The 19,724-nt window shown below is 61.9% G+C and carries 16 protein-coding genes; all 16 read left to right on the forward strand.

Going from position 1 to position 19,724, the window contains the following annotated elements:
• The coding region (locus AWH62_RS14185; protein WP_143743075.1) for an Ig-like domain-containing protein at window positions 1-3,863 on the forward strand (3,863 nt) is incomplete at its 5' end.
• A gap of 113 nt (window positions 3,864-3,976) precedes the next feature.
• Window positions 3,977-5,623, forward strand: a complete 1,647-nt coding sequence (locus tag AWH62_RS14190) for a GspE/PulE family protein (RefSeq protein ID WP_075191169.1) — start codon at window positions 3,977-3,979, stop codon at window positions 5,621-5,623.
• On the forward strand, window positions 5,616-6,818 hold the full coding sequence (locus AWH62_RS14195) for a type II secretion system F family protein (protein WP_075191170.1): 1,203 nt from the start codon (window positions 5,616-5,618) through the stop codon (window positions 6,816-6,818). The genes AWH62_RS14190 and AWH62_RS14195 overlap by 8 nt, the downstream gene beginning before the upstream one ends.
• The gene (gene gspG / locus AWH62_RS14200) at window positions 6,802-7,251 is read left to right on the forward strand and encodes a type II secretion system major pseudopilin GspG (RefSeq protein WP_083635221.1); all 450 of its coding nucleotides are present in this window, start codon (window positions 6,802-6,804) and stop codon (window positions 7,249-7,251) included. Before AWH62_RS14195 ends, gspG begins: the two co-directional genes overlap by 17 nt.
• Window positions 7,252-7,254: 3 nt before the next feature.
• A complete protein-coding gene (locus AWH62_RS14205) occupies window positions 7,255-7,707 on the forward strand; it encodes a prepilin-type N-terminal cleavage/methylation domain-containing protein (protein ID WP_075191171.1) in 453 nt (150 codons plus the stop codon).
• A complete protein-coding gene (locus AWH62_RS14210) occupies window positions 7,685-8,083 on the forward strand; it encodes a type II secretion system protein (protein ID WP_075191172.1) in 399 nt (132 codons plus the stop codon). Before AWH62_RS14205 ends, AWH62_RS14210 begins: the two co-directional genes overlap by 23 nt.
• The gene (locus tag AWH62_RS14215) at window positions 8,070-8,675 is read left to right on the forward strand and encodes a prepilin-type N-terminal cleavage/methylation domain-containing protein (protein ID WP_075191173.1); all 606 of its coding nucleotides are present in this window, start codon (window positions 8,070-8,072) and stop codon (window positions 8,673-8,675) included. The genes AWH62_RS14210 and AWH62_RS14215 overlap by 14 nt, the downstream gene beginning before the upstream one ends.
• Window positions 8,675-9,637 carry a hypothetical protein gene (locus tag AWH62_RS14220; protein ID WP_143743076.1) on the forward strand — a complete coding sequence of 321 codons (963 nt, stop codon included), beginning with the start codon at window positions 8,675-8,677 and terminating at the stop codon, window positions 9,635-9,637. The genes AWH62_RS14215 and AWH62_RS14220 overlap by 1 nt, the downstream gene beginning before the upstream one ends.
• Before the next feature lie 8 nt (window positions 9,638-9,645).
• On the forward strand, window positions 9,646-10,197 hold the full coding sequence (locus AWH62_RS14225) for a hypothetical protein (protein WP_143743077.1): 552 nt from the start codon (window positions 9,646-9,648) through the stop codon (window positions 10,195-10,197).
• Complete coding sequence (locus AWH62_RS14230) at window positions 10,194-10,613, forward strand: hypothetical protein (RefSeq protein WP_075191176.1); 420 nt, start codon at window positions 10,194-10,196, stop codon at window positions 10,611-10,613. Before AWH62_RS14225 ends, AWH62_RS14230 begins: the two co-directional genes overlap by 4 nt.
• Before the next feature lie 152 nt (window positions 10,614-10,765).
• A complete protein-coding gene (gspD, locus tag AWH62_RS14235; protein WP_075191177.1) occupies window positions 10,766-12,751 on the forward strand; it encodes a type II secretion system secretin GspD in 1,986 nt (661 codons plus the stop codon).
• A gap of 50 nt (window positions 12,752-12,801) precedes the next feature.
• On the forward strand, window positions 12,802-13,560 hold the full coding sequence (locus tag AWH62_RS14240; RefSeq protein WP_158025637.1) for a type II secretion system protein GspK: 759 nt from the start codon (window positions 12,802-12,804) through the stop codon (window positions 13,558-13,560).
• Window positions 13,560-16,679 carry an FG-GAP-like repeat-containing protein gene (locus tag AWH62_RS14245; protein WP_233128339.1) on the forward strand — a complete coding sequence of 1,040 codons (3,120 nt, stop codon included), beginning with the start codon at window positions 13,560-13,562 and terminating at the stop codon, window positions 16,677-16,679. Before AWH62_RS14240 ends, AWH62_RS14245 begins: the two co-directional genes overlap by 1 nt.
• Window positions 16,679-17,890 carry a tetratricopeptide repeat protein gene (locus AWH62_RS14250; protein WP_075191179.1) on the forward strand — a complete coding sequence of 404 codons (1,212 nt, stop codon included), beginning with the start codon at window positions 16,679-16,681 and terminating at the stop codon, window positions 17,888-17,890. The genes AWH62_RS14245 and AWH62_RS14250 overlap by 1 nt, the downstream gene beginning before the upstream one ends.
• 11 nt (window positions 17,891-17,901) lie before the next feature.
• Window positions 17,902-19,149, forward strand: a complete 1,248-nt coding sequence (locus AWH62_RS14255; protein WP_369823726.1) for a tetratricopeptide repeat protein — start codon at window positions 17,902-17,904, stop codon at window positions 19,147-19,149.
• Window positions 19,150-19,242: 93 nt separating this feature from the next.
• Window positions 19,243-19,701: a hypothetical protein gene (locus tag AWH62_RS14260; protein ID WP_143743079.1), complete on the forward strand. Its 459-nt coding sequence runs from the start codon at window positions 19,243-19,245 to the stop codon at window positions 19,699-19,701.
• Window positions 19,702-19,724 lie beyond the last annotated feature (23 nt).

Raw genomic sequence — 19,724 nt, forward strand, 5'->3', positions numbered from 1 at the left:
CTGCGCAGGATGCGGCAGGCAACGGCAATACGGCAGCGACCCAGTTCACGATCGAGAATGACGAAACAGGGCCGACGGTCGCTTTGACGACTGGCTCGGCTGATCCGGTGTCGGGTGTCTTCACGATCACGGCGACCTTCTCGGAAGATGTGACCGGCTTTGCTGTCGGCGACTTCACAGTCGGCAATGGTGCGGCTTCCGGTTTCTCGGCGACCAGTGCGACGGTTTATACCGCCACGATCACACCGACCGCCGATGGTACGGTGACGGTTGATGTTGCGGGCGGGGCCGCCCAGGACGGTGCCGGCAATGGCAATACGGCAGCGACGCAGTTCACGATCGAAAATGACGAGACTGCGCCGACGGTTGCTTTGACGACCGGCTCGGCTGATCCGGTGTCGGGTGCCTTCACGATCACGGCGACCTTCTCGGAAGATGTGACCGGCTTTGCTGTCGGCGACTTCACGGTCGGCAATGGTGCGGCTTCCAGTTTCTCGGCGACCAGTGCGACGGTTTATACCGCCACGATCACACCGACCGCCGATGGTACGGTGACGGTTGATGTTGCTGGCGGGGCCGCCCAGGACGGTGCCGGCAATGGCAATACGGCAGCAACCCAGTTCACGATCGAGAATGACGAGACCGCGCCGACGGTCGCTTTGACGACTGGCTCGGCTGATCCGGTGTCGGGTGCCTTCACGATCACGGCGACCTTCTCGGAAGATGTGACGGGCTTTGCTGTCGGCGACTTCATGGTCGGCAATGGTGCGGCTTCCAGTTTCTCGGCGACCAGCGCGACGGTTTATACCGCCGCGATCACACCGACCATTGATGGTACGGTGACGGTCGATGTTGCTGGCGGCGCTGCGCAGGATGCGGCAGGCAACGGCAATACGGCAGCGACCCAGTTCACGATCGAGAATGACGAAACAGGGCCGACGGTTGCTTTGACGACCGGCTCGGCTGATCCGGTGTCGGGTGTCTTCACGATCACGGCGACCTTCTCGGAAGACGTGACCGGCTTTGTTGTCGGCGACTTCACGGTCGGCAATGGTGCGGCTTCCGGTTTCTCGGCGACCAGTGCGACGGTTTATACCGCCACGATCACACCGACCGCCGATGGTACGGTGACGGTTGATGTTGCGGGCGGGGCCGCCCAGGACGGTGCCGGCAATGGCAATACGGCAGCGACGCAGTTCACGATCGAAAATGACGAGACTGCGCCGACGGTGACGCTGGCGGGTCCTGTCAGTGATCAGGTCGGGACCTTTACCGTATCCGCGACCTTCTCGGAGGACGTTACGGGCCTGGTGCTCGCGCACTTCACTGTCGGAAATGGCAGCGCCTCCAATCTGTCTGGATCGGGAAGCAGCTACACATTCGACATCGCGCCGTCGGCGAGCGGCAATGTTACGGTCGATCTGGCCGCAAACAGCGCCCAGGATGCTGCCGGAAACGGCAACGCGGCCGCGGCCCAGTTCACCGTCGGCGCCGATCTCAATCTGCCGGAACTTGCCAGCCTGGTCGTCTCGGATGCCGATCTTCGTCTCGAGGACGTCGGCGGAAGCGTCACGCTGACTGCAACCTTCAGCGAAGCGATGGACCCAAGCCTGGCGCCGGAATTCAGCTTCTCCCCGGACGTGTCCGCAACCTTGTCGCTGGATGGCGGTGCCTTCTCTGCGGGCGACACCGTCTATACGGCAACATTCAGCGTGGCCGATGGCGGCCAGATGGTTACCGATGTCGACGCAACCGTCTCCGCGGCCGCCGACGTCGCCGGCAACGCCTTGCCGGACAGCCCGGTGGCTGACCTGTTCAGCGTTGAAATGCGCCGTGGGTCGCTGTCGGTGGCGGTGGCCATTACCGGCGCGACCGATGGAGTTTTCGACTTCAGTGGCGATCTTGGAGACTTTTCAATTGCCACGGTCAGCCAGGCTGGCGCGATAAGCTTTGAAGATCTTGCGGAGGGAAGCTACACCTTTGCAGCGACGACGCCGGATGGCTTCAATCTCGATACCATCAGTTGCTCTGGTGGCACGTCCTCAGTGGACCCGGCATCGGGCAGTGCGACGGTGACACTCGGGCCGGCGGACTCCGTCTCCTGCGAGTTCACACAAATCGCCGAGCCGGACGTTGATGAGACCAGCATCCCTGAAGTGACGATCGAACTCCCGACCTTGACGGATGATCCGACCAGCGCGACCAGCAGCTTCGAGCTGCAGAATGTTGGTGGTGAGGCCTTCTACTTTACAGCCTCGACCGACCAACCTTGGCTGGTGATCGATCCGACCTCCGGTTCCATTCCGGCGACCGGAAGTCTGGAATTCACGGTCAGCTTCACGTCTGCGGTGTTGGACCTCGAACCTGGCGATTACAGCGCCACGATCACGGTGGTCGAAGTCAGTCCTTCAGCGCAACGCGGCGGCAACAGCAAAGCCAACACGCTGGAAACGATCAACATCCCGGTGACGATCTCGATCGAGCCACGCCTGGGTGACCTGACGATCATTACGCGCACGACGGCACCGGAAGAAGGTGAGGGTAGCTTCTCCTACGCGTCCACGCTTGCCGCGTTGGACGGACAGAGTGTGACCACTGCCGGCGGCAGTGTGAGCACCACCGTCAACGACGTGCTGCGCGGTCGTTATACCTTGACGCAATTGGCGGCCGAAGGCTGGGACATCGCTTCCTTGTCCTGTGACGGCGATCTGGATGGCGGCAATGTTTATGATCTGGCCAATGGTCAGATCACCATCGACCTCGATGCCGAAGAAAACATGGTCTGCACTTTCACCAATCGGCGGAATGAGGATTACATCCGCGGCGTGACCCTGTCTGCGATCCGCAATTTCATGGCAACACGTGCGGATCTCATCCTGACCAATAGTCCGCGACTGGCGGGTCGCATGCGGAGCAACCGGAGTTCGGCAACACCAAACCTGTTCGCGGCTGATTTCCGCGATGGTCGACTCGACGCGCAACTGTCGACAAGCCTCAGCGCGCTTCGTCAGGCCGTGGAAGAAACCACGCCGCAACAGCCGGGCGCCGAGCGTTTCTCCCTGAATGGCCGGACCGGAATGTCCAGTCTGGATATCTGGATGCAGGCGAGCGTTTCGAGTGTGTCCGACAACCGGGCAGGGCTGGGGTCCGACGCGGACTTCTCCATCGTTCATGTCGGGACTGATATAATGGTCTCCGAGAACGTCCTCGCCGGTATTTTGATCCAGTATGACCAGACGGACATGACCACGGGCGACTGGAATAGCGCGGTCGAAGGCAATGGCTGGATGGTCGGTCCCTACATGGTCGCACGAATGTCGGATCGGACGTATTTCGATCTGCGCGCGGCTTGGGGTCGTTCAGACAACTCGGTGAACCCGATTGGCACCTACTCGGACAATTTCGAAACGGATCGCTGGTTGATCGAGGCCAATCTGGCCGGTGACATCCTCCATGGCGGTTGGCGCGTCACGCCTGGCATCGGTCTGGCCTATTTCCATGAAAGCCAGGATGCCTACACGGATACGCTTGGCATCTTCATTCCCGGACAGACCATCACGATCGGGCGCTTGTCGGCCGGGCCGGAGTTGGCGTACCGCTTCGAGAATGCGGACGGCGGGTATGTCGAGCCCTACCTGAACGTCACCGCGCTTTATGACTATGACGATGCGGACGTGTTCAACGCTGCGGGTACGCTTCAAACATTGGGCCATCTCCGCGGCGATGCGAGATTGGGCCTGACCGTTGAAATGTCGAATGGCGGCCGTATTTCGGGTGAGGTGTCGATGATCGGCCTCGGCGAAGGTGAATTCGAAGCAAACAATGCCATGCTGCGGATCCGACTGCCGCTGTCCATGCATTGACGCGTCGGACCCTGCGTCGCTCATCGGGATGCCAATCGGGCATGTCGCCGCCAGGTCTGTGATCTGGCGGCGACGCTCGCTTCAAACGATAGCGCGAGTTAAGCTGGAACGAGATGACCCGATCGCGCGATGATTTCGAACAGACGCGGCTTGACCGTCTCGTGGAGGCGGGGGTGTTGAGCCGTGCGGAAGCTGCGCACGCGACGGCTTTGAAAGCCGGATCGCGGGAGCCGCTGGATATAGTCCTGACGCGTGCGGGCCTGGTCAGCGAGTCCCGGATCGCTGCCTTTTTCGCCTCGGAGACGGGTCTCGAACATGCGGAGAGCATTGACGAGATACGTGGTCTGGATACCGCACTCGACCTGACTGACTTCAATCCCGACTTTCTGGTCGCCGAACGAGTGATGCCGCTGGGCCTGCGCAATGAGGCGTGTGTCGTCGGGCTCGTTGATCCTGCCAATCGGGCCGCCGTTGAAGGTGTTCGATTTGTTGGCGGCCGGTCGGTTGAGTCAGTCGTCGTAACCCAGTCTCTGTTCAGTGCGATGTGTGCGGATCGGTTGAGGTCCGAGGCCGGCGCTGATGACGACGAGGCCGATGGCATGCTTGATGTCAGTCTTGACGCGGAGCGCTTGCGCGATCTCGCGTCTGCCGGTCCGGTGGTGCGACGCCTCGACGGCCTGATCGCACGAGCGACCGAGGCCCGCGCGTCGGATATCCATATCGAGCTTCGGCATCGTGAAGCTCAGATACGCCTTCGCGTTGACGGCGTGTTGAAGGATCACGCGGCCTGGCCAACGTCCCAGGCGCTTGCAGTGATTTCGCGGGTAAAGGTTCTGGCCGAACTGGATATCGCAGAGCGGCGACGGCCGCAGGACGGACGGTTTTCGATGCCGGTCGCGGGCCGCACCATCGACCTGCGCGTGTCTGTCGTTCCCGGCCAGTATGGTGAAAGCCTCGTCCTGCGCTTGCTCGACCCCGAAGCGAGTCTGCGGGGCATCGAAAACCTTGGTCTCTCGGCTGCCGTCAGCGAGCCTATTGAGGCCATGCTCAGCATGCCGCATGGATTGATCCTTGTTACCGGTCCGACCGGTTCGGGCAAAACGACATCGCTATATGCTTTTCTCCGACGCCTCGCGAACGGCGAGCGCAAAATTCTGACGATTGAGGATCCGATCGAATATCGATTGCCCGGAGTGGCACAGTCGCAGACCAATCCCGCGATCGACCTGACATTCGCAAACGCCTTGCGGGCCTTTCTTCGCCACGACCCGGATGTGGTCATGGTCGGCGAGATCCGCGACGCGGAAACGGCGCGTACCGCCATTCAAGCGGCCATGACGGGCCACCTGGTCCTGTCAACATTGCACACGAATGATGCGCCGTCCGCCATCAGCCGCTTGCGGGATATGGGGGTTGAGGATTTCTTGCTTGCGGCCACCCTGGTCGGTGTCGTCGGTCAGCGCTTGGTGCGCCGAACATGCGAGAAGTGTGGTGGCGCGCGGTGCAATCATTGTGACGAGACCGGTTTTCGGGGTCGAATGCCCGTCGCCGAAGCCTTCCGCGTGAACGACAATGTTCGGGCCTCGATCCGCGATGGCGGGCGCGAGGCCGGCCTCATCCCTGTGCTGGCACGCGCTGGATATAAAACCATGTGGCAAGACGGCCTGGCCCTGTGCGAAAAAGGCCTGACGACGCGCGACGAGCTGATGCGGGCGCTGGAGGATACGGGCCAGGCCGACCCGGAGCAGTCCATTGTCTGATCTGCGACTTTGGCGTTACCTCGCAGAGACCGCATCCGGCGGGGTCGAACGGGGTGAAATTCTGGCAAGCAGCTCTGCGCAGGCCCACCAGCTGCTGGCAGCGCGCGGCGTGGTCGCGGTTGAGATCATCGCCCTCGGCACGGCGAGTCGCTCGCAACAGGCTGGCGGGCTGACAGACAACCACATCGCCGATTTCACGGAAGACCTTGCGGAACTGCTTGGTGCTGCTTTGCCGATTCATGATGCCTTGGCGAGCTTGGCTGATGGGGAGGGGCGGCGTGTCCTGCGGGGATTCATTCTCCGTCTTGAGGCTAGCGTACGCGGAGGGCGTTCGCTCAGTGAAGCCATGAGAAGCGATCCGGCGCGTCCACCCCGCATACTCGTCGCCATGACAGCAGCCGGTGAGGAATCCGGGCAGCTGGCGGCAACATTGTCTGATCTCGCAGCGCGTCTGAGGGCGGAGCAGGTTCTCAAGCGGGACCTCGCCGGGCAGCTGGCCTACCCGGCCGTCCTCGTTTGTCTGATCTATCTGACCCTGGTGTTTCTCGCTTTTATTGTTCTCCCGCAGTTCGAAACAATCTTCGCCGATGCGGTTGTCGAGCCGCCGCCGGAAACCCGCTTTGTAATCGCCGTCGGTGCTTTTCTGCGCATCTATGCGGTCTGGATTCCCGTCGGACTCGTCGGACTGGCCTGGTTGGCGCGCACGGTGCTTGCCCGTTTCCCGATTGGCGCCAGTCGGCTCCGAAGAGCCGTCCCGATCGTCGGGCAGGCCTTGTGGAAACTGGATGCTGCGGCATTTGCGCGAACCCTGGGTGTGCTTCTGAAGGCCGGCCTGCCCGTGAATCGCGCTGAAAGTGTAGCGCGCGACGCGGTCGGTGATCCGGGTATGAGGAATGGGATGTCGCGGGCCGCGGATCGGATCCGGGCCGGAATCACCTTGTCGCGCGCCCTGGATGAGCAGAATATCCTGCCGGATGACCTGGTACGTCAGGTTCGCCTTGGTGAGGAAACCGGTGAGCTCGACACCTTTCTGCTGCGAACCGCTGATCGATACGAACGAATGGCACGGTCGCGGCTGAGCCGGGCTCTGGAGTTGCTCGGGCCGATTTTGGTTGCCATCCTCGGGATATGCGTTGCAGGCGTTATCGCCGCGGTTATGTCGGGAGTACTTAGTCTTAATGATGCTGTTTTCTAAGTCGAAGGTTGAATGCCGCCGACCTCCCAAGGAGGCCGGGATAACGCTGTTCGAGCTTCTGGTGGTGCTGGTCATTATCGCGCTTCTGGCCACAATCGTGGCGCCGCGTGTGATCGGCTATGCCGGCCGCTCCAAGGTGAATGTCGCAACGGCGCAACTGGCATCGATCCAGACCTCGCTGGAATTATACTATCTCGACCTGGGCGAATATCCGACCGAGGATGAGGGCCTCGTCGCGCTCGTTGAGCCGCCGGAAGACGCCACGGGCTGGCAGGGGCCCTACATGCGCAATGTCTCGGGACTCACGGACCCTTGGGGCGTGCGCTATAGTTATACCCTGGACGAGACGGGCGAGCGTTTTACCATCGGTAGTCTCGGGCGGGACGGTGAGCCCGGCGGCGAAGGAGAGGATCGTGACCTGTTTCGCAGCTGACCGATGACCGCGTTCAGAGGCAATCACGGCTTCTCTCTTTTCGAGATGCTCGCGGCTCTGGTTGTCTTGGCGCTTGCGGCAGGATTGGTGGCGAGCCAGCTACGCGGACCTGGTGCGGCGGGGCGGCTTGATCAAGTCGCCGAAATCCTGGTCGATGACTTGCGGCAAGCCCAGCTCCTGGCGCGGCGCGGCGCGGCGCCCGTGCCGGTCACCGTGACCGAGTTCGGGTATCGCATCGATGCGCTCTCCGTTGATCGGGAGTGGCCGAGCGGACTTGCTGCGAACTGGCAGAGGCGCGACCGTCGTGGTTGGCGCGATGCAGGGATGCTGAGTATGGCCGGGCGGCCGCTGTCTCGGGAAGAGGCTAGAATTGTGTTGCGACTTGAGTCCGCTGAGCGCGTCGTCAGGCTAGATCCAATCTCGGGGCAAATTCATGTCGACCGATCGACGCAGTGATGATGGATTCGCCATCCTTGAAGCCCTGGTCGCGCTGGCGATTGCGGCTGGCGTATTGACGGCGACCATGGCGGGGCTGGCAAATCTGGCGCGGGGTGCGCGCCAGGTGGACCAGGTGCAACAGGCACTATTGGAGGCGCAAAACATAGAATCCCGTTTGCGGGCGGGTCTGCCAATTGACGCGCTCTCGGGACGATATCCGGACTGGCGGATTGAATTCATGCCGGTCGACCGACCTGTTGATCCGCGCACGGGAGCGGTGCTGACCGGTGTGACCTTGGAACGCGTGGATCTGCCTGGCTGGCAGGTCCGCCTTGTCTATGTAGAGACAACCAGAGCGCCGGACTTCGGAGGGAGCCCGCATGAACCGGGATAGCGGTTTTACGCTCCTCGAGGCGTTGATCACGGTTGGGTTGCTTGCCCTGCTCGCCGTGTTGCTGGCCCCCGCGGTCAGGGCTGTCAGTCTTGCGGAGGCCCGCGTGCGCGAACATGTGGAGTCGCGGGAAACGGCAGGCCGACTTGCAGCACTTCTGCGGGACAGTGTCACGCGCGTTCAACCCATGCCGGACGCAGCCGCTCGAGGCGGAGTCTTCGGGACTGCGGACACTTTGTCGCTGTGGGTTCGGATGCCGGCGAGCGGCGAGTTGGCGCGGCTCGACTTCGTTTTTGGCGGTGACGATGTTCTCGTTACTCTGGCAGGTCCCGGCTCGAGCCCCCGCATGACACAGACGTCCAGACTAGCCGGCGTCGGACGGGATGCCCGCCTCTATTATTATGGTGAGACTGAAACGCGCGACGCGTTGGCCTGGACCTCGCGGTGGGAGTATAACCATTTGCCACGGCTCATAGTTTTGGACTTGGCGCCAATAAATGGCACAATCCGCCGGATTGAGCTTGATGTGCCGGCGCAGGCGCGGTTCGACTGTGATTTCGATTCTGGCTTCGGCGTTTGCCTGGGGGGCGGCTAGTGGACTTGCGGATGAGCGGAAGGGTGTTTGGCGAGTCCGTCGCCGACCTTATCGCCTGGGCGGTTGAAGAAGTGCGCCGCGATCTGCCGCGACCGGTCGCACATCTGGGGCGGCGCGTTGTCGCCGACCGGTATGAATTGTCACCCCAGGGTCGGCTCTCGCCAACCGGACAGGTCCTGCGTTCATGGTTGGGTGTTCTGTCTCGGACGGACAACACCACTGCGGCGCGGGGTGGTCGCGCCGACGGCGTCGAACTCGCCCTTTCCGAAGCTGCGGTCTTTCGCACACAGACCGATGTGAATCCGGTTATCGCGCGCCGCGGAGATGCCGCTCTCCGGGCGAGGTTGCAGCAACACTCTCCCGTGCCGCCGGAGCAGGCCGTGTTGGCGTATTCTCTGGCCGGATTGGGGCGTGACGGACGGATTGTCGTGGATGTTGCCGTCGCACACCGTGCGGCGGTCGAGACCGCCCGGCACCTCGCCCGCGAGCGCGCCGCCCGATGGCAGGTCGTTGCCGACCGGTCACAAGGGGCGCCGCTCGTGTTCGCCGATTCAAAGGCGGGTGAAAAGCGGAGCCTGTGGCGCAATGTGGTCTTGCGATCGCTGATCATTGCCGCAGCAGCTCTGGTCTGTCTTTCTGCTGTCTCGCACCGTTTTGAGCGGGAGGCTGACCATATTGTCGCGCAGCGGGATCGGTTGCTCGAGGAGGTGCGTCATCTTCGACTGCAGCGTGCGGCGCAGGATGATATTGAGCCGGCCCTGTTGTTCGCACGGTCCCATACAGGGCTTCCCGATCTGTTGGACGGCCTGGCGGATGTCATGGCGCACCCTGATATGCCGGCTGCCGTCGCGCGCATCGACCTTCAATCGCCGGATACCGTGCGTATTCTTCCGACAGAGTCAGGGCTTGGTTCGTTGTCTATTGCCCTGGACGTATCGCCGACCGAAGAGTCAGGGTCGTGAGGGCGTTCGTGCTGACCCTTCCGGGTCCCTGGCCGCGATTGCTGGCCTGGGCTTTGGTGGTACTACCTGTCCTCCTGGTCGGGGTGTTTGCGTGGCTTTCTCTTCAGCAAGCGGCCACCGGTTGGGCGCGTCGCGCGGCGCTCAGTGACGAGGTCGCACAGCTGAGTGAGGGTTTGGTCACTGCGGAAATGGCGAATGCGCAGTGGATGCGCGCGCGGCAACTAACGGTCGAGGGAATGGCGGAAATGTCAGACCCGACGCGTGCTCGTGAGGCCTTCGGCGCGCGTTATGGCGCGTTCCTGTCGGCCCTGGAGGCTGCGGGTGTTGAGACTGGCCAAGCGACCGGGATTGGCGAAAGTGCTGTGACCGGGCGGGTTGGCGAGCTTCATGCTGTCTGGATCGGGGTGGCACCGGTCGAGACTGTCTTCTCCATCCTGGAAGATCCACAATTCCGTCCACTCCGTGTATCCGAAATGAGCATTATCGCCACCGGCGCGGGTGGCGAAGCCGAGTTTCTTGTGGAGTTCCGTCAGCCGTACGTGATCGGGCGCGCCGAATGAGCCGCAGTGCTGACATGATATGGCCCGGCGTGGCGGCCTTGCTGGTGTTGGGCGCGGCATGGGCCAGCGTCTGGCCTTTGCCGGCGATGGAGCCGACGGAAACGCTGCAATCGGCCATCGTCCCAGAAGACACGCGCCCCGAGGGTTGGCGCGATGCGGTTGCCCAGGCGCTGCAACCGCGTTCGGCGCCGACAGCTCGGGCGGTGGCTCCGGCACAACCATTGGCGCGCTACGAGCTGGTCGGGGTCGTGGAAGCGGATTCCGGTGGTTGGGGCCTGTTTCGCGGGAATGATGGGCTCATCACCATTCCGCTGGGCGGAAGTCTCGATGGCTATGTGTTGAGATCGCTGACGCCGCATACAGCGGTCTTCGAGCTTGGCGAGGACCGCGTGACACTGTCGCGTCCTCAAAGATAACGCAGATTGTTTTGCTAGAGCTGCGCTGTTTGTAGCGCTAGGGTCACCGCCAGCAGGATCGGCGAGGGGATGGGTTCGTGTCACAGCGTTTTGTCTTAATCAGTATGGTGTGCGGCGGGCTTTTTCTGAGCCTGCAGGGGTGCGCGCAACTCATGCCCGATGCTGCTCGTGTGCATGAAGGCCGCTACCCGGGCACGACGCTTCCGCCCGAGGAGATTGACGCGGGTTCGACGGGCGTCAGCGAGTCGGGTGCGCAACCACCTGTTGCCGATACAGACGGACAGGCCGCGACCGGCCAGGACCGGCTTGTCTATTTTGACGCGCGAGACGGATCTCGGCTCAGCCAAGCGCCCAGCCGCGCGGATCTGGATAGCCGGACCCTGCGGTTGAATTTCGTGGATGCGCCGGTCGCTGATGTTGTGCGTACGATTGTCGGCGATGCGTTGGGCCAGACCGTCATGGTGGCGGACGGTGTGTCCGGGCGGATATCGCTGACATCCGCCGAGCCGGCACCTGCCCGCGCTGCGCTCGCTGCATTGGAGACGGTGCTGGGTGAATCCAATCTCGTGCTTGCCGAGCGTGCCGAGGGTTATTTGCTGACCCGGCTTGATATGGCGCGTCCGGGGCTGACCGGCCTGTCGTCGGAGCTGGGCTATGGTGGCCGCGTTGTTCCCGTCACCCATACGACCCCGAGTGCCATTGTGACGTTGATCGACCCGTTCCTGTCGGACCGGGTGGAAGTCGTGCCACATGACGAACTCGGTGTGCTGGTCCTCGCCGGCCCCGGCCCGGACGTCGATGCGGCCCGGCGGGCTGCCATCCTCTTTGACCGTCCATTCCTGACAGACCGCGTGTTCGGCATGTTCGAGCTGCGCTATGTGTCTGCTGAAACGGCCAAGAGCGAAGTGGACATGGTGTTGTCCGGCACCGGCATGTCGACCGATGCCATACAGACCATCGCCATGCCGCGTCTCAACATGTTGTTGGTGACGGCCCGGGATCGGAGTCAGTTCGATCAGGCCCAGGCTTGGATCGAGCGTCTGGACCGACCGTCGGCCGGGTCGGAGCGTCGCTTGAGATACTACGTCGTTCGCAACACGCCAGCCTCCGCGTTGGCCACCCAGATCACTGCGGCTTTCGCCGGTGGGCAGACGGGGGGCGGCCAATTGATCGAGCCGCGTTTCCAGGGGGATGACGCGCACGGAGCGACAAATACTCCCGGTGAGGAGCAAAGTCGGCTCACAATCATTGCCGATGAACTCAACAACGCACTGATCATTCGCGCGACAGATCAGGAATATCGGGAAATTCTCGACCTGGTTCACCGCATGGACGTTATGCCGCCGCAGGTTCTCATTGAGGCGACAATCGCTGAAGTCCGTCTTGAGGACGGCCTCGATTTTGGTGTGCGATGGTATTTCGAGAACGCAGGATCCAACGAGACCTCAACCGTTCAGTTCTCGGATTCGACGACCGGCTCGACCGCGCCGGTTTTCCCCGGTTTCAATTATGCCTTCTCCGGAACGGATCTGACGGCGACGCTCAGCGCGCTCCGCTCGATTACCGATGTGACTGTGTTGTCGGCGCCCTCGATTATGGTCCAGAACAATCAAACCGCGCATCTCCAGGTCGGTGATGAAGTGCCGATCGTCACGCAGACCGCGACTTCGGTCTCGGAGACGAATGCTCCGATCGTTTCGTCCGTCGAATTGCGGGAAACCGGCGTGATTTTGCAGGTGACGCCGCGCATCAACGCCAGCGGCATGGTGGTGCTTGTGGTCAATCAGGAGGTCTCGAGTGTTCGCCCGACCACGACGTCGGGAATTGACTCCCCGACCATCCAGAAGCTGGAATTCACAAGCACGGTGTCGGTCCGAAGTTCGAATACGATCGCCTTGGGCGGGCTGATCCGGGAAACGACGTCGGACAATGAGTCGCGTACGCCCTTGTTGGGGGACATTCCCGGGGTCGGCAATCTGTTCCGGAACCGCGCCATGTCCAGCCAGAGGAGCGAGCTGATAATCTTTCTTACGCCGCGCATTATCTGGACGGATGAGGATGCCGGCGGTGCGCTCATGCATGTGCGCCGACAGTTTGAAGCCCTGGAGGCCCGGCAGCCTGGCCTCTTTGACAATTGAGATCCCATCGGGTCGCCTGCGCCGCGCGGGATCGCGAGCGCGGGTCGGCCTTGGTATTTGTCCTGTGGATGTCGCTCTTGCTGGCGACGATACTGCTGGCGATCACTTCACTGACCCATACGCGGCTGCGTTTGGTGGCGGTGGAGCGAGAGGGCATGGTGCGCGAAGCCGCGCTACGTTCGGCTCTGGATATCGTCGCCTATGATATCGCCCTGATCGGCCGCAGCCATGTCGCGGCTCTGCCGGTTGACGTGCAGATCGGCGAGCACGTCGTGCGCGTCGAGGCCGGACCGGGCCAACGGCTACTCGATCTGAACATGGCCAACAATGAGCAGCTGACGGCGTTGTTTGTGCGTCTCGGCGAAAGCCAGGTCACCGCGGAGACCATTGCCGACCGGATACTGGACTGGCGTGATACAGACGACGATCAGCGCGCGCGCGGCGCCGAGCGGGCAGCCTATGCGGCGCGCCCTGATGATGCCCCCCAGAACCGGCCATTCATGTCGGTTGAGGAGCTCAGGCACGTCTTGGGCATAACGCCGCGACACTATGCCTGCGCGGCGGCATATCTGACTGTCGTTGGGGGGACGCCGGCTCCGGCGCGCGACTCCGCTCATTTCGGTCCGGATACCCGGATTGACGGCATGCGTGTCTCGCTGCGTGCCTTGGTCGCGGATTCAGTCGGGCGAAGCCATGAAATGGTGGGACTCGCCGAGTTCGAGACCTCATCGGAGCGTCCGTTTCTGTGGGTTGCGTTCGGCGAGGATCGGCTCCAGAACCTTAATTGTCCGTCGGGGGAGGGAAGTTGATGATGGCGTCTGGACTGATCCGGATGGATCAATGGAAGCGGCTTGTGCTTGCGGCAATCGTGATGGCCGTTGTCGCCACATTCTTCTGGACGACATCCCGGTATCCGTCGCTGGACGAGAAGGCCATGATGAGCGGCGCCATCCAGCTCGAGGATCCGCTCGGGTTCGAGGCCCTGATTGCGCTGGACCCGGCGGCATCGACCGTCGAGCGAATTGGAGTTTCAACGGTCAACTGGATCAATACAAACAAGAAGGGCATGACCTTCGGTTGGCTCTTTGGTGCGATCTTCCTCACCTTGCTTGGCTATTTCCGACGGCGAAATTTCAGGGGCGGGTTCGCGAATTCATTCTACGGAATGGTCATCGGTGCGCCACTGGGGGTTTGCGTGAACTGCGCGGCGCCGATTGCGCGGGGCCTGTTCCAAGGCGGATCACGGGCAGAAACAACACTGTCTGCGATGATCGCATCGCCGACCCTGAACGTTGTGGTGCTGACGATGGCGTTCTCGCTTCTGCCTTTCTACATCGCGATCACGAAGGTCGCGCTCAGCCTTGCGGTCATCCTGGTGGCGGTGCCGCTTATCTGCCGGGTCTTGCCGCAGGAACGTCTCCTGCATTCGGTGGAACCGGTCCCGGCGCCACAAGCCCCCGGAATGCCGGAGCCGGAAAGGGAAAATCTGCGATCCTCCCTGATCGGGTTCATGACTGATTTTGCCAGGAATTTCTGGTTTATCCTGCGCATGACTGCGCCGCTCATGCTGTTGGCCGGCTTTCTGGGAGCGGTCGCCGGCACGCTGTTGCCGGCAGATTTGATAAATGACCGGGAGTTCGGTCTCGTCGGTGCGCTGGCGGCGGGCGTTGTCGGGACGTTTTTACCGGTCCCGATCGGGTTCGACGTTGTCGTATCCGGCGCGCTGCTCAATGGCGGGGTTGGCCATGGTTTCATCATGACCCTCGTGTTCACGCTCGGCAGTTTCAGTGTTTACTCCTTCATGATCGTCGCGACCTCGGTCGGCTGGCGGGCGGCGGGCCTGCTGGCGGCAACCGTTTGCGTGTTGGGGATCGGAAGTGGCGTGGCCATTGACGCTTATCATGACTACCAGACCCGGCGGGCGATTGAACTGCTGACCGGCGAGGATGACGTCGCGTCCTTCACGCTCGGTGCCATCAGCCCTGCGGTCATAGCCACGGCCCGCGGCTCGACAGTCGCGGCGGTGCGCCAATCGGTCTCGGACATCGAGCTGGAGCGTTTACCTTACGCCGAAAACATCGCCCATGGTGACGCGCCCTTCACACGTGTTGAAGCTTGGCGACTTGGCATCGAACACCCGGTGGAATTCTCGATGGCGGATATGTGGCCGCCTTTCTGGGAAGGCCGGAGCGTGGCGTCTGGCGATATTGATCGTGACGGCGATGTGGACCTGATTTTCGCGTCAACGCGCGTTGGTCTTTATATCTATCGCAATGACGGCATCGGGGGCTTTTCGGGGGGCGCGATCGATGATCCGCGAATTCAGGGCCTTCCGGTTTTCAATGCGGCCCTGCTGGACGTCGATAATGACGGGTTTCTCGATCTCTTCCTGACCACATTCCGCCGGGGTAATTATGTTCTTCCCAACAGGAATGGTCAGTTTGTTGCTGACGGTCTTCGTCCGGTCGCCAATCGGGATGACGCCATTTTGACGCTCGCGGCCAGTTTCGCCGATGTGGACCGGGATGGGGATCTTGATGTCGCGCTCGGTAACTGGGCGGCTGGCTGGTACCGCCGTATTCCGGGCGAGGAATCGCGCAACCGGCTGATCCTCAATGATGAAGGCGTGTTGAGCGGGCAGGACTTCCGTGACCTCCCGGGTATTCCCGGCGAAACCTTGTCCATCTTGTTGTCGGACCTGAATGCGGACGGCGCTGCGGACCTGCTGGTCGGCAATGACTTTGAAGTGCCGGATTATGTCTATTTTGGTGATGGTGCAGGTCAGTTCCGGGCGGTGACGCATCAGGACGGTCTGATTCCGATGACGACCAATACGACGATGTCGGTTTCGTCCTTTGACATCCGGAATACCGGGCAGATGGCGTTATACTTTGCGCAAATCGCGGGCCGCGCCGATGGGGTGTCGGACCGCCTCAGAATGCAGCCAATTGAACGCTATTGCGATGGCGTTGAGCGCGATTTGGACCGCGACATCTGTCAGCGCAACATGGACATCAAGGTCTGGTACAGATCCGGCAATAGTCTGGATCCGTCAAATGCCCGGCGCTGCTCAACCTTCGAGGAGCCCTACCGATCCGAATGCCGCGGCATGATGCTCAAGGACCTGGCCATCCAGAACGGTGATGCCGAGATGTGCGGGCTTATTCCGGTCAGCCAGACGACGATCCGGTTGCTGTGCGATGTCCACTTCCTGCCGTCGCGTGTGATGACGGGTCGTGAGCAGGATGAGGCTCTGCCGCAAATCATGTCGCGCAATGTCTTGTTGGAACTCGGCGAGCGCGACGTCTACGCAGAGACCGCGCAGGCCATGCACGTGGAAGTCGGCGGCTGGAGCTGGGATGTCTCACACGGTGATTTTGACAATGATGGTTGGCAAGACATGTATATCGTCAATGGCACGTGGGTCCCCAACGAAGTGACACCGTCAAATATCTTCCTGCGCAATCGAGACGGCGCTCGGTTCGAGGAGGTCACCGACGCGTATGGGTTGAGTGACTTTGCCATCACTGCGGCTGCGACGCTGGCGGATATCGACAATGATGGTGACCTTGATGTGATCGCGGTCCCGGTGAATGCGCCGGTCACGGCTTTTTTGAACAACTCGGATCAGTCCGCCATCAGCTTCCGGCTCATCGACGAGCGGGGAAATCGGGACGGAATCGGGGCGCGGGTGGAAATCCGTCACGAGGGCTTTGGCACCGGCTTGCAAACCCGTGAAATTCAGCTTGGCGGCGGCTTCATGTCGTTCGACGCGCCGATCGCTCATTTCGGACTCGGTCAGCTCGAGCATGTCGACAGCGTCGAAATTCGTTGGGCCGATGGTTCACGCACAAACATTAACGAGCAGCTGGAGGCGGGCGCCACCTATGTGGTTCACCGGCGAAATCGCGGCGGAGGCTTAGAATAATGCGAACACGTTTTTTGGTTGGTGCGGGGCTTTTGGCGCTTGTGATTGCGCTGGGTTTCGCCTTCTACCCATGGCAGCAGCAGTCCGTCTTGTCGGAAGAGGACATGGCCGCGCGGATGGATGAGGCAGAGGAAGCCTTTGCCCGCACAGACTATGCAGAGGTCGCCGAAATCCTTGCGGAACTGGCGGATGCGGGTCTGCCGTTGGCGCAATATCGACTTGGGCTGATGTATCGGGAAGGCCGGGGCGTGGAGCATGATCTGGATCGTGCAGTTGCATTGCTCGAAGACGCGGCCGGGCAGGAGTGGGGCGCTGCTGAGGACGCGTTGATCGCGATCTATCTGGAGCGTGCCGAGGCCGCGTCGTCGCCGGCGGACGAAATCGTTTGGCTCGAGCGGGCTGCTCGCCGTGGCGATGCCGGTGCGAGGGCTGTAATGGGCTCCTACTATTTTTCCGGAACCGGGGTCGAGCGCGATGTCGAGCGGGGCATTCGGTTGCTTACCGAGGCGGCAGAGGCCGGCGATGTTCGGGCCCAGTCCAATCTTGGTTATGCCTACTCCACAGGGACCGGCGTCGTGAGAGACGACGCCCGCGCCTTGCAATGGTACCTGATGGCGGCCGAGGCGGGCATGGTACGCGCCCAGGCGGCCGTCGGCTTGTTCTATGAAACGGGCCGAGGCACGGACCGGGACATCACCCAGGCGGTGCGATGGTATCTCAATGTTGTCGGAGAAGGTGTGCCCGGCATCAGCGCGCGGCTGGGCGCATTGATTGCATCTGATGCGATCAGTGCCGAGAACTACCCGGACGCGCAGCTATGGGTGCTGGATGCAGCGCGCGCCGGCGACAGTGCGTCATTGCGCTGGCTCGAGGAGCGGGCCGCTGCCGCCGATGCGGCTGCCCTCAACGCGCTGGCAATCATGTATGAAGTCGGAGAGGGCGTCCCTCAGCATGACGGGCGTGCGCTTGATTACTTTCGCCGCGCTGCGAATGCCGGGTCACCGTCCTCTCAGCTGTCCATGGCGCGCCGTTTTGCAGCAGGGCAGGGTGTCACCCAGGATTATGTGCAGGCACACGTCTGGGCAAATCTGGCCGCCGCGCGCGGTGCGACCGAGGCGGCTCGCGAGCGCGATGTGTTCGCTCGCTTCTTGACCCCGGAGCAATTGGCTGAGGCGCAAGAACTCGCGGCTGAATGGCAACCGTCACAATAGGGCAAACGGTGATGCGCTATCGGACATATTGGGGTTGCTTGGTTCTCATCGGGGTCTTTGTCGCGTCGGCGTGGCAGGCGGCCGCTCAATCGGACGATTCGATCGAGGACTTGTTGGAGCGTGGCCGATATGCCAACGCGCTTCAGCAGGCGCATGACCTGTCGGCGACCGGGGATGCAGTCGCACGATCATGGCTGGCCCACATCTATCGGCAGGGACTGGGGGTGCCGCAGGACCTCAGCCGGGCGATCGAGCTTGACCGGGCCTCCGCAGAAGCCGGCGTTGCGAGGTCACAAAACGCGCTCGGCCACTCATTGATCATGGGGTTGGGCGTTGAAGCCGACATCAGTGCCGGACAGGCCTGGCTCCATCGCGCCGCCCAGACGGGCGCGGCGCAATACGAATTTGACTACGCCCGAAGTTTGACGTCGGAACTGGCGGACCCACCCGACTTCGTCGAGGCTGCCGTGTGGTATCAACGGGCCGCAGATCAGGGCTTCATCGAGGCGCAGACAAATCTCGGCATTCTGTACATGACGGGCCAAGGTGTGTCGCAGGACGTCGACCGGGCTCGCGCCTTCTTTCTGGCGGCCGCCAACGCTGGCGACGCACAGGCCCAAAACAATCTGGGGCTTCTCCATGTTCGGGGAGACGGCGTGCCCCGGGACTATGATGCCGCCTTCAACTGGTTCCGGTTGGCCGCCGAGCAGGACTTGCCGCAAGCGTTGCGAAATCTCTCGGTTCTTTATGAAAGCGGTCAGGGTGCGCCTGTCGATGAGGAGCGGGCGCGCCGGCTTCTTGCAAGGGCCCGCGCGCTGGAGGGAGGCGGACTGGAGCCATTGCTGTCGATCATCGGCTTTCCGTTCGATCCGCGCCTGCATGAGCCCGACTGGGACATGGCGCCTGATAGCGCGGAGATCGCTGCCGTTTTGGGCGGTGATCCTGTTGCCGTGTATATTCAGGGGCAACGCTTCATGCGGGGGGGCAGCGAGCGTCAGGATTTTCGTTTGGCTTTTTCCTCATTCGAAGCCGCGGCTCGCCACGGCATGAGCGGTGCAGAATTCAGCCTTTGCCTGCTTCATGCAAACGGGTGGGGGGCGCCGCAGAATTATCGATCCGCCTATGTGTGGTGTAGCTTGGCGGCTTATCGTGGTTATCCGGACGCCGACGTGTTGCGGGACAATCTGGCGCTTCGAATGACGGCTGCGCAGATCGATGCCGCGCGGCGGGAGATCGCGCAAAGGTTGTCACAGGACTGAGGTCGCGCCGTCGGTCGTCGTTTGAGCGATTTCGCGTGTGACGATTGTATACGGCGGGGGGGCAGTGTATCATTGTAGTTGAGGAGATCGTTCATGCATCGAAACCGGGTTGCCCAGATCGTAGTAATGCTCAGCCTCGCGTTTGCTGTGCCGGTCGGCGGTGCTGCTGCGCAAGGGCTTTCGGTTGCATCGGACGCCGGCCTGTCGGCACGGTTTGCGGGAAGTCGGATCTATTTTGATGCTGATCCGACCTATTTCAACATTACCGTCTCCGTAAGTGGTCCGGATGGTTATCACGGACAGGTGTTTTCAGAGCGCCGGGCGCCAAGCTTTCGCTTGGCCGACTTCGGTGAGGTCGCGGACGGTGTTTACCGGTTTGAAGTGACCGCGGCGACGCAGGCGTTCGCGCGTCAAGCGGTGCGGGAGCCGAGTGGCTATAATGGGCGCGACTCCACAGCACAACGCCCGCGCGAGGGTGTAAGTTTTTCAGGAAATTTTCGGGTCGAGAACGGTCAAGTACTTGTTTTCGATAATGCAGATCAAGAGACGTAATCCAGGCACCGGGGGCCTCACGC

The sequence above is a fragment of the Maricaulis sp. W15 genome (genome assembly GCF_001924955.1).
Lineage (GTDB): Bacteria > Pseudomonadota > Alphaproteobacteria > Caulobacterales > Maricaulaceae > Maricaulis > Maricaulis maris.

Coding starts and splice junctions, on each gene's coding strand:
- AWH62_RS14190 (WP_075191169.1), top strand. CDS start 3,977: ATGACCCGATCGCGCGATGATTTCGAACAGACGCGGCTTGACCGTCTC.
- gspG (WP_083635221.1), top strand. CDS start 6,802: ATGATGCTGTTTTCTAAGTCGAAGGTTGAATGCCGCCGACCTCCCAAG.
- AWH62_RS14205 (WP_075191171.1), top strand. CDS start 7,255: ATGACCGCGTTCAGAGGCAATCACGGCTTCTCTCTTTTCGAGATGCTC.
- AWH62_RS14210 (WP_075191172.1), top strand. CDS start 7,685: ATGTCGACCGATCGACGCAGTGATGATGGATTCGCCATCCTTGAAGCC.
- AWH62_RS14215 (WP_075191173.1), top strand. CDS start 8,070: ATGAACCGGGATAGCGGTTTTACGCTCCTCGAGGCGTTGATCACGGTT.
- AWH62_RS14230 (WP_075191176.1), top strand. CDS start 10,194: ATGAGCCGCAGTGCTGACATGATATGGCCCGGCGTGGCGGCCTTGCTG.
- gspD (WP_075191177.1), top strand. CDS start 10,766: ATGCCCGATGCTGCTCGTGTGCATGAAGGCCGCTACCCGGGCACGACG.
- AWH62_RS14245 (WP_233128339.1), top strand. CDS start 13,560: ATGATGGCGTCTGGACTGATCCGGATGGATCAATGGAAGCGGCTTGTG.
- AWH62_RS14250 (WP_075191179.1), top strand. CDS start 16,679: ATGCGAACACGTTTTTTGGTTGGTGCGGGGCTTTTGGCGCTTGTGATT.
- AWH62_RS14255 (WP_369823726.1), top strand. CDS start 17,902: ATGCGCTATCGGACATATTGGGGTTGCTTGGTTCTCATCGGGGTCTTT.
- AWH62_RS14260 (WP_143743079.1), top strand. CDS start 19,243: ATGCATCGAAACCGGGTTGCCCAGATCGTAGTAATGCTCAGCCTCGCG.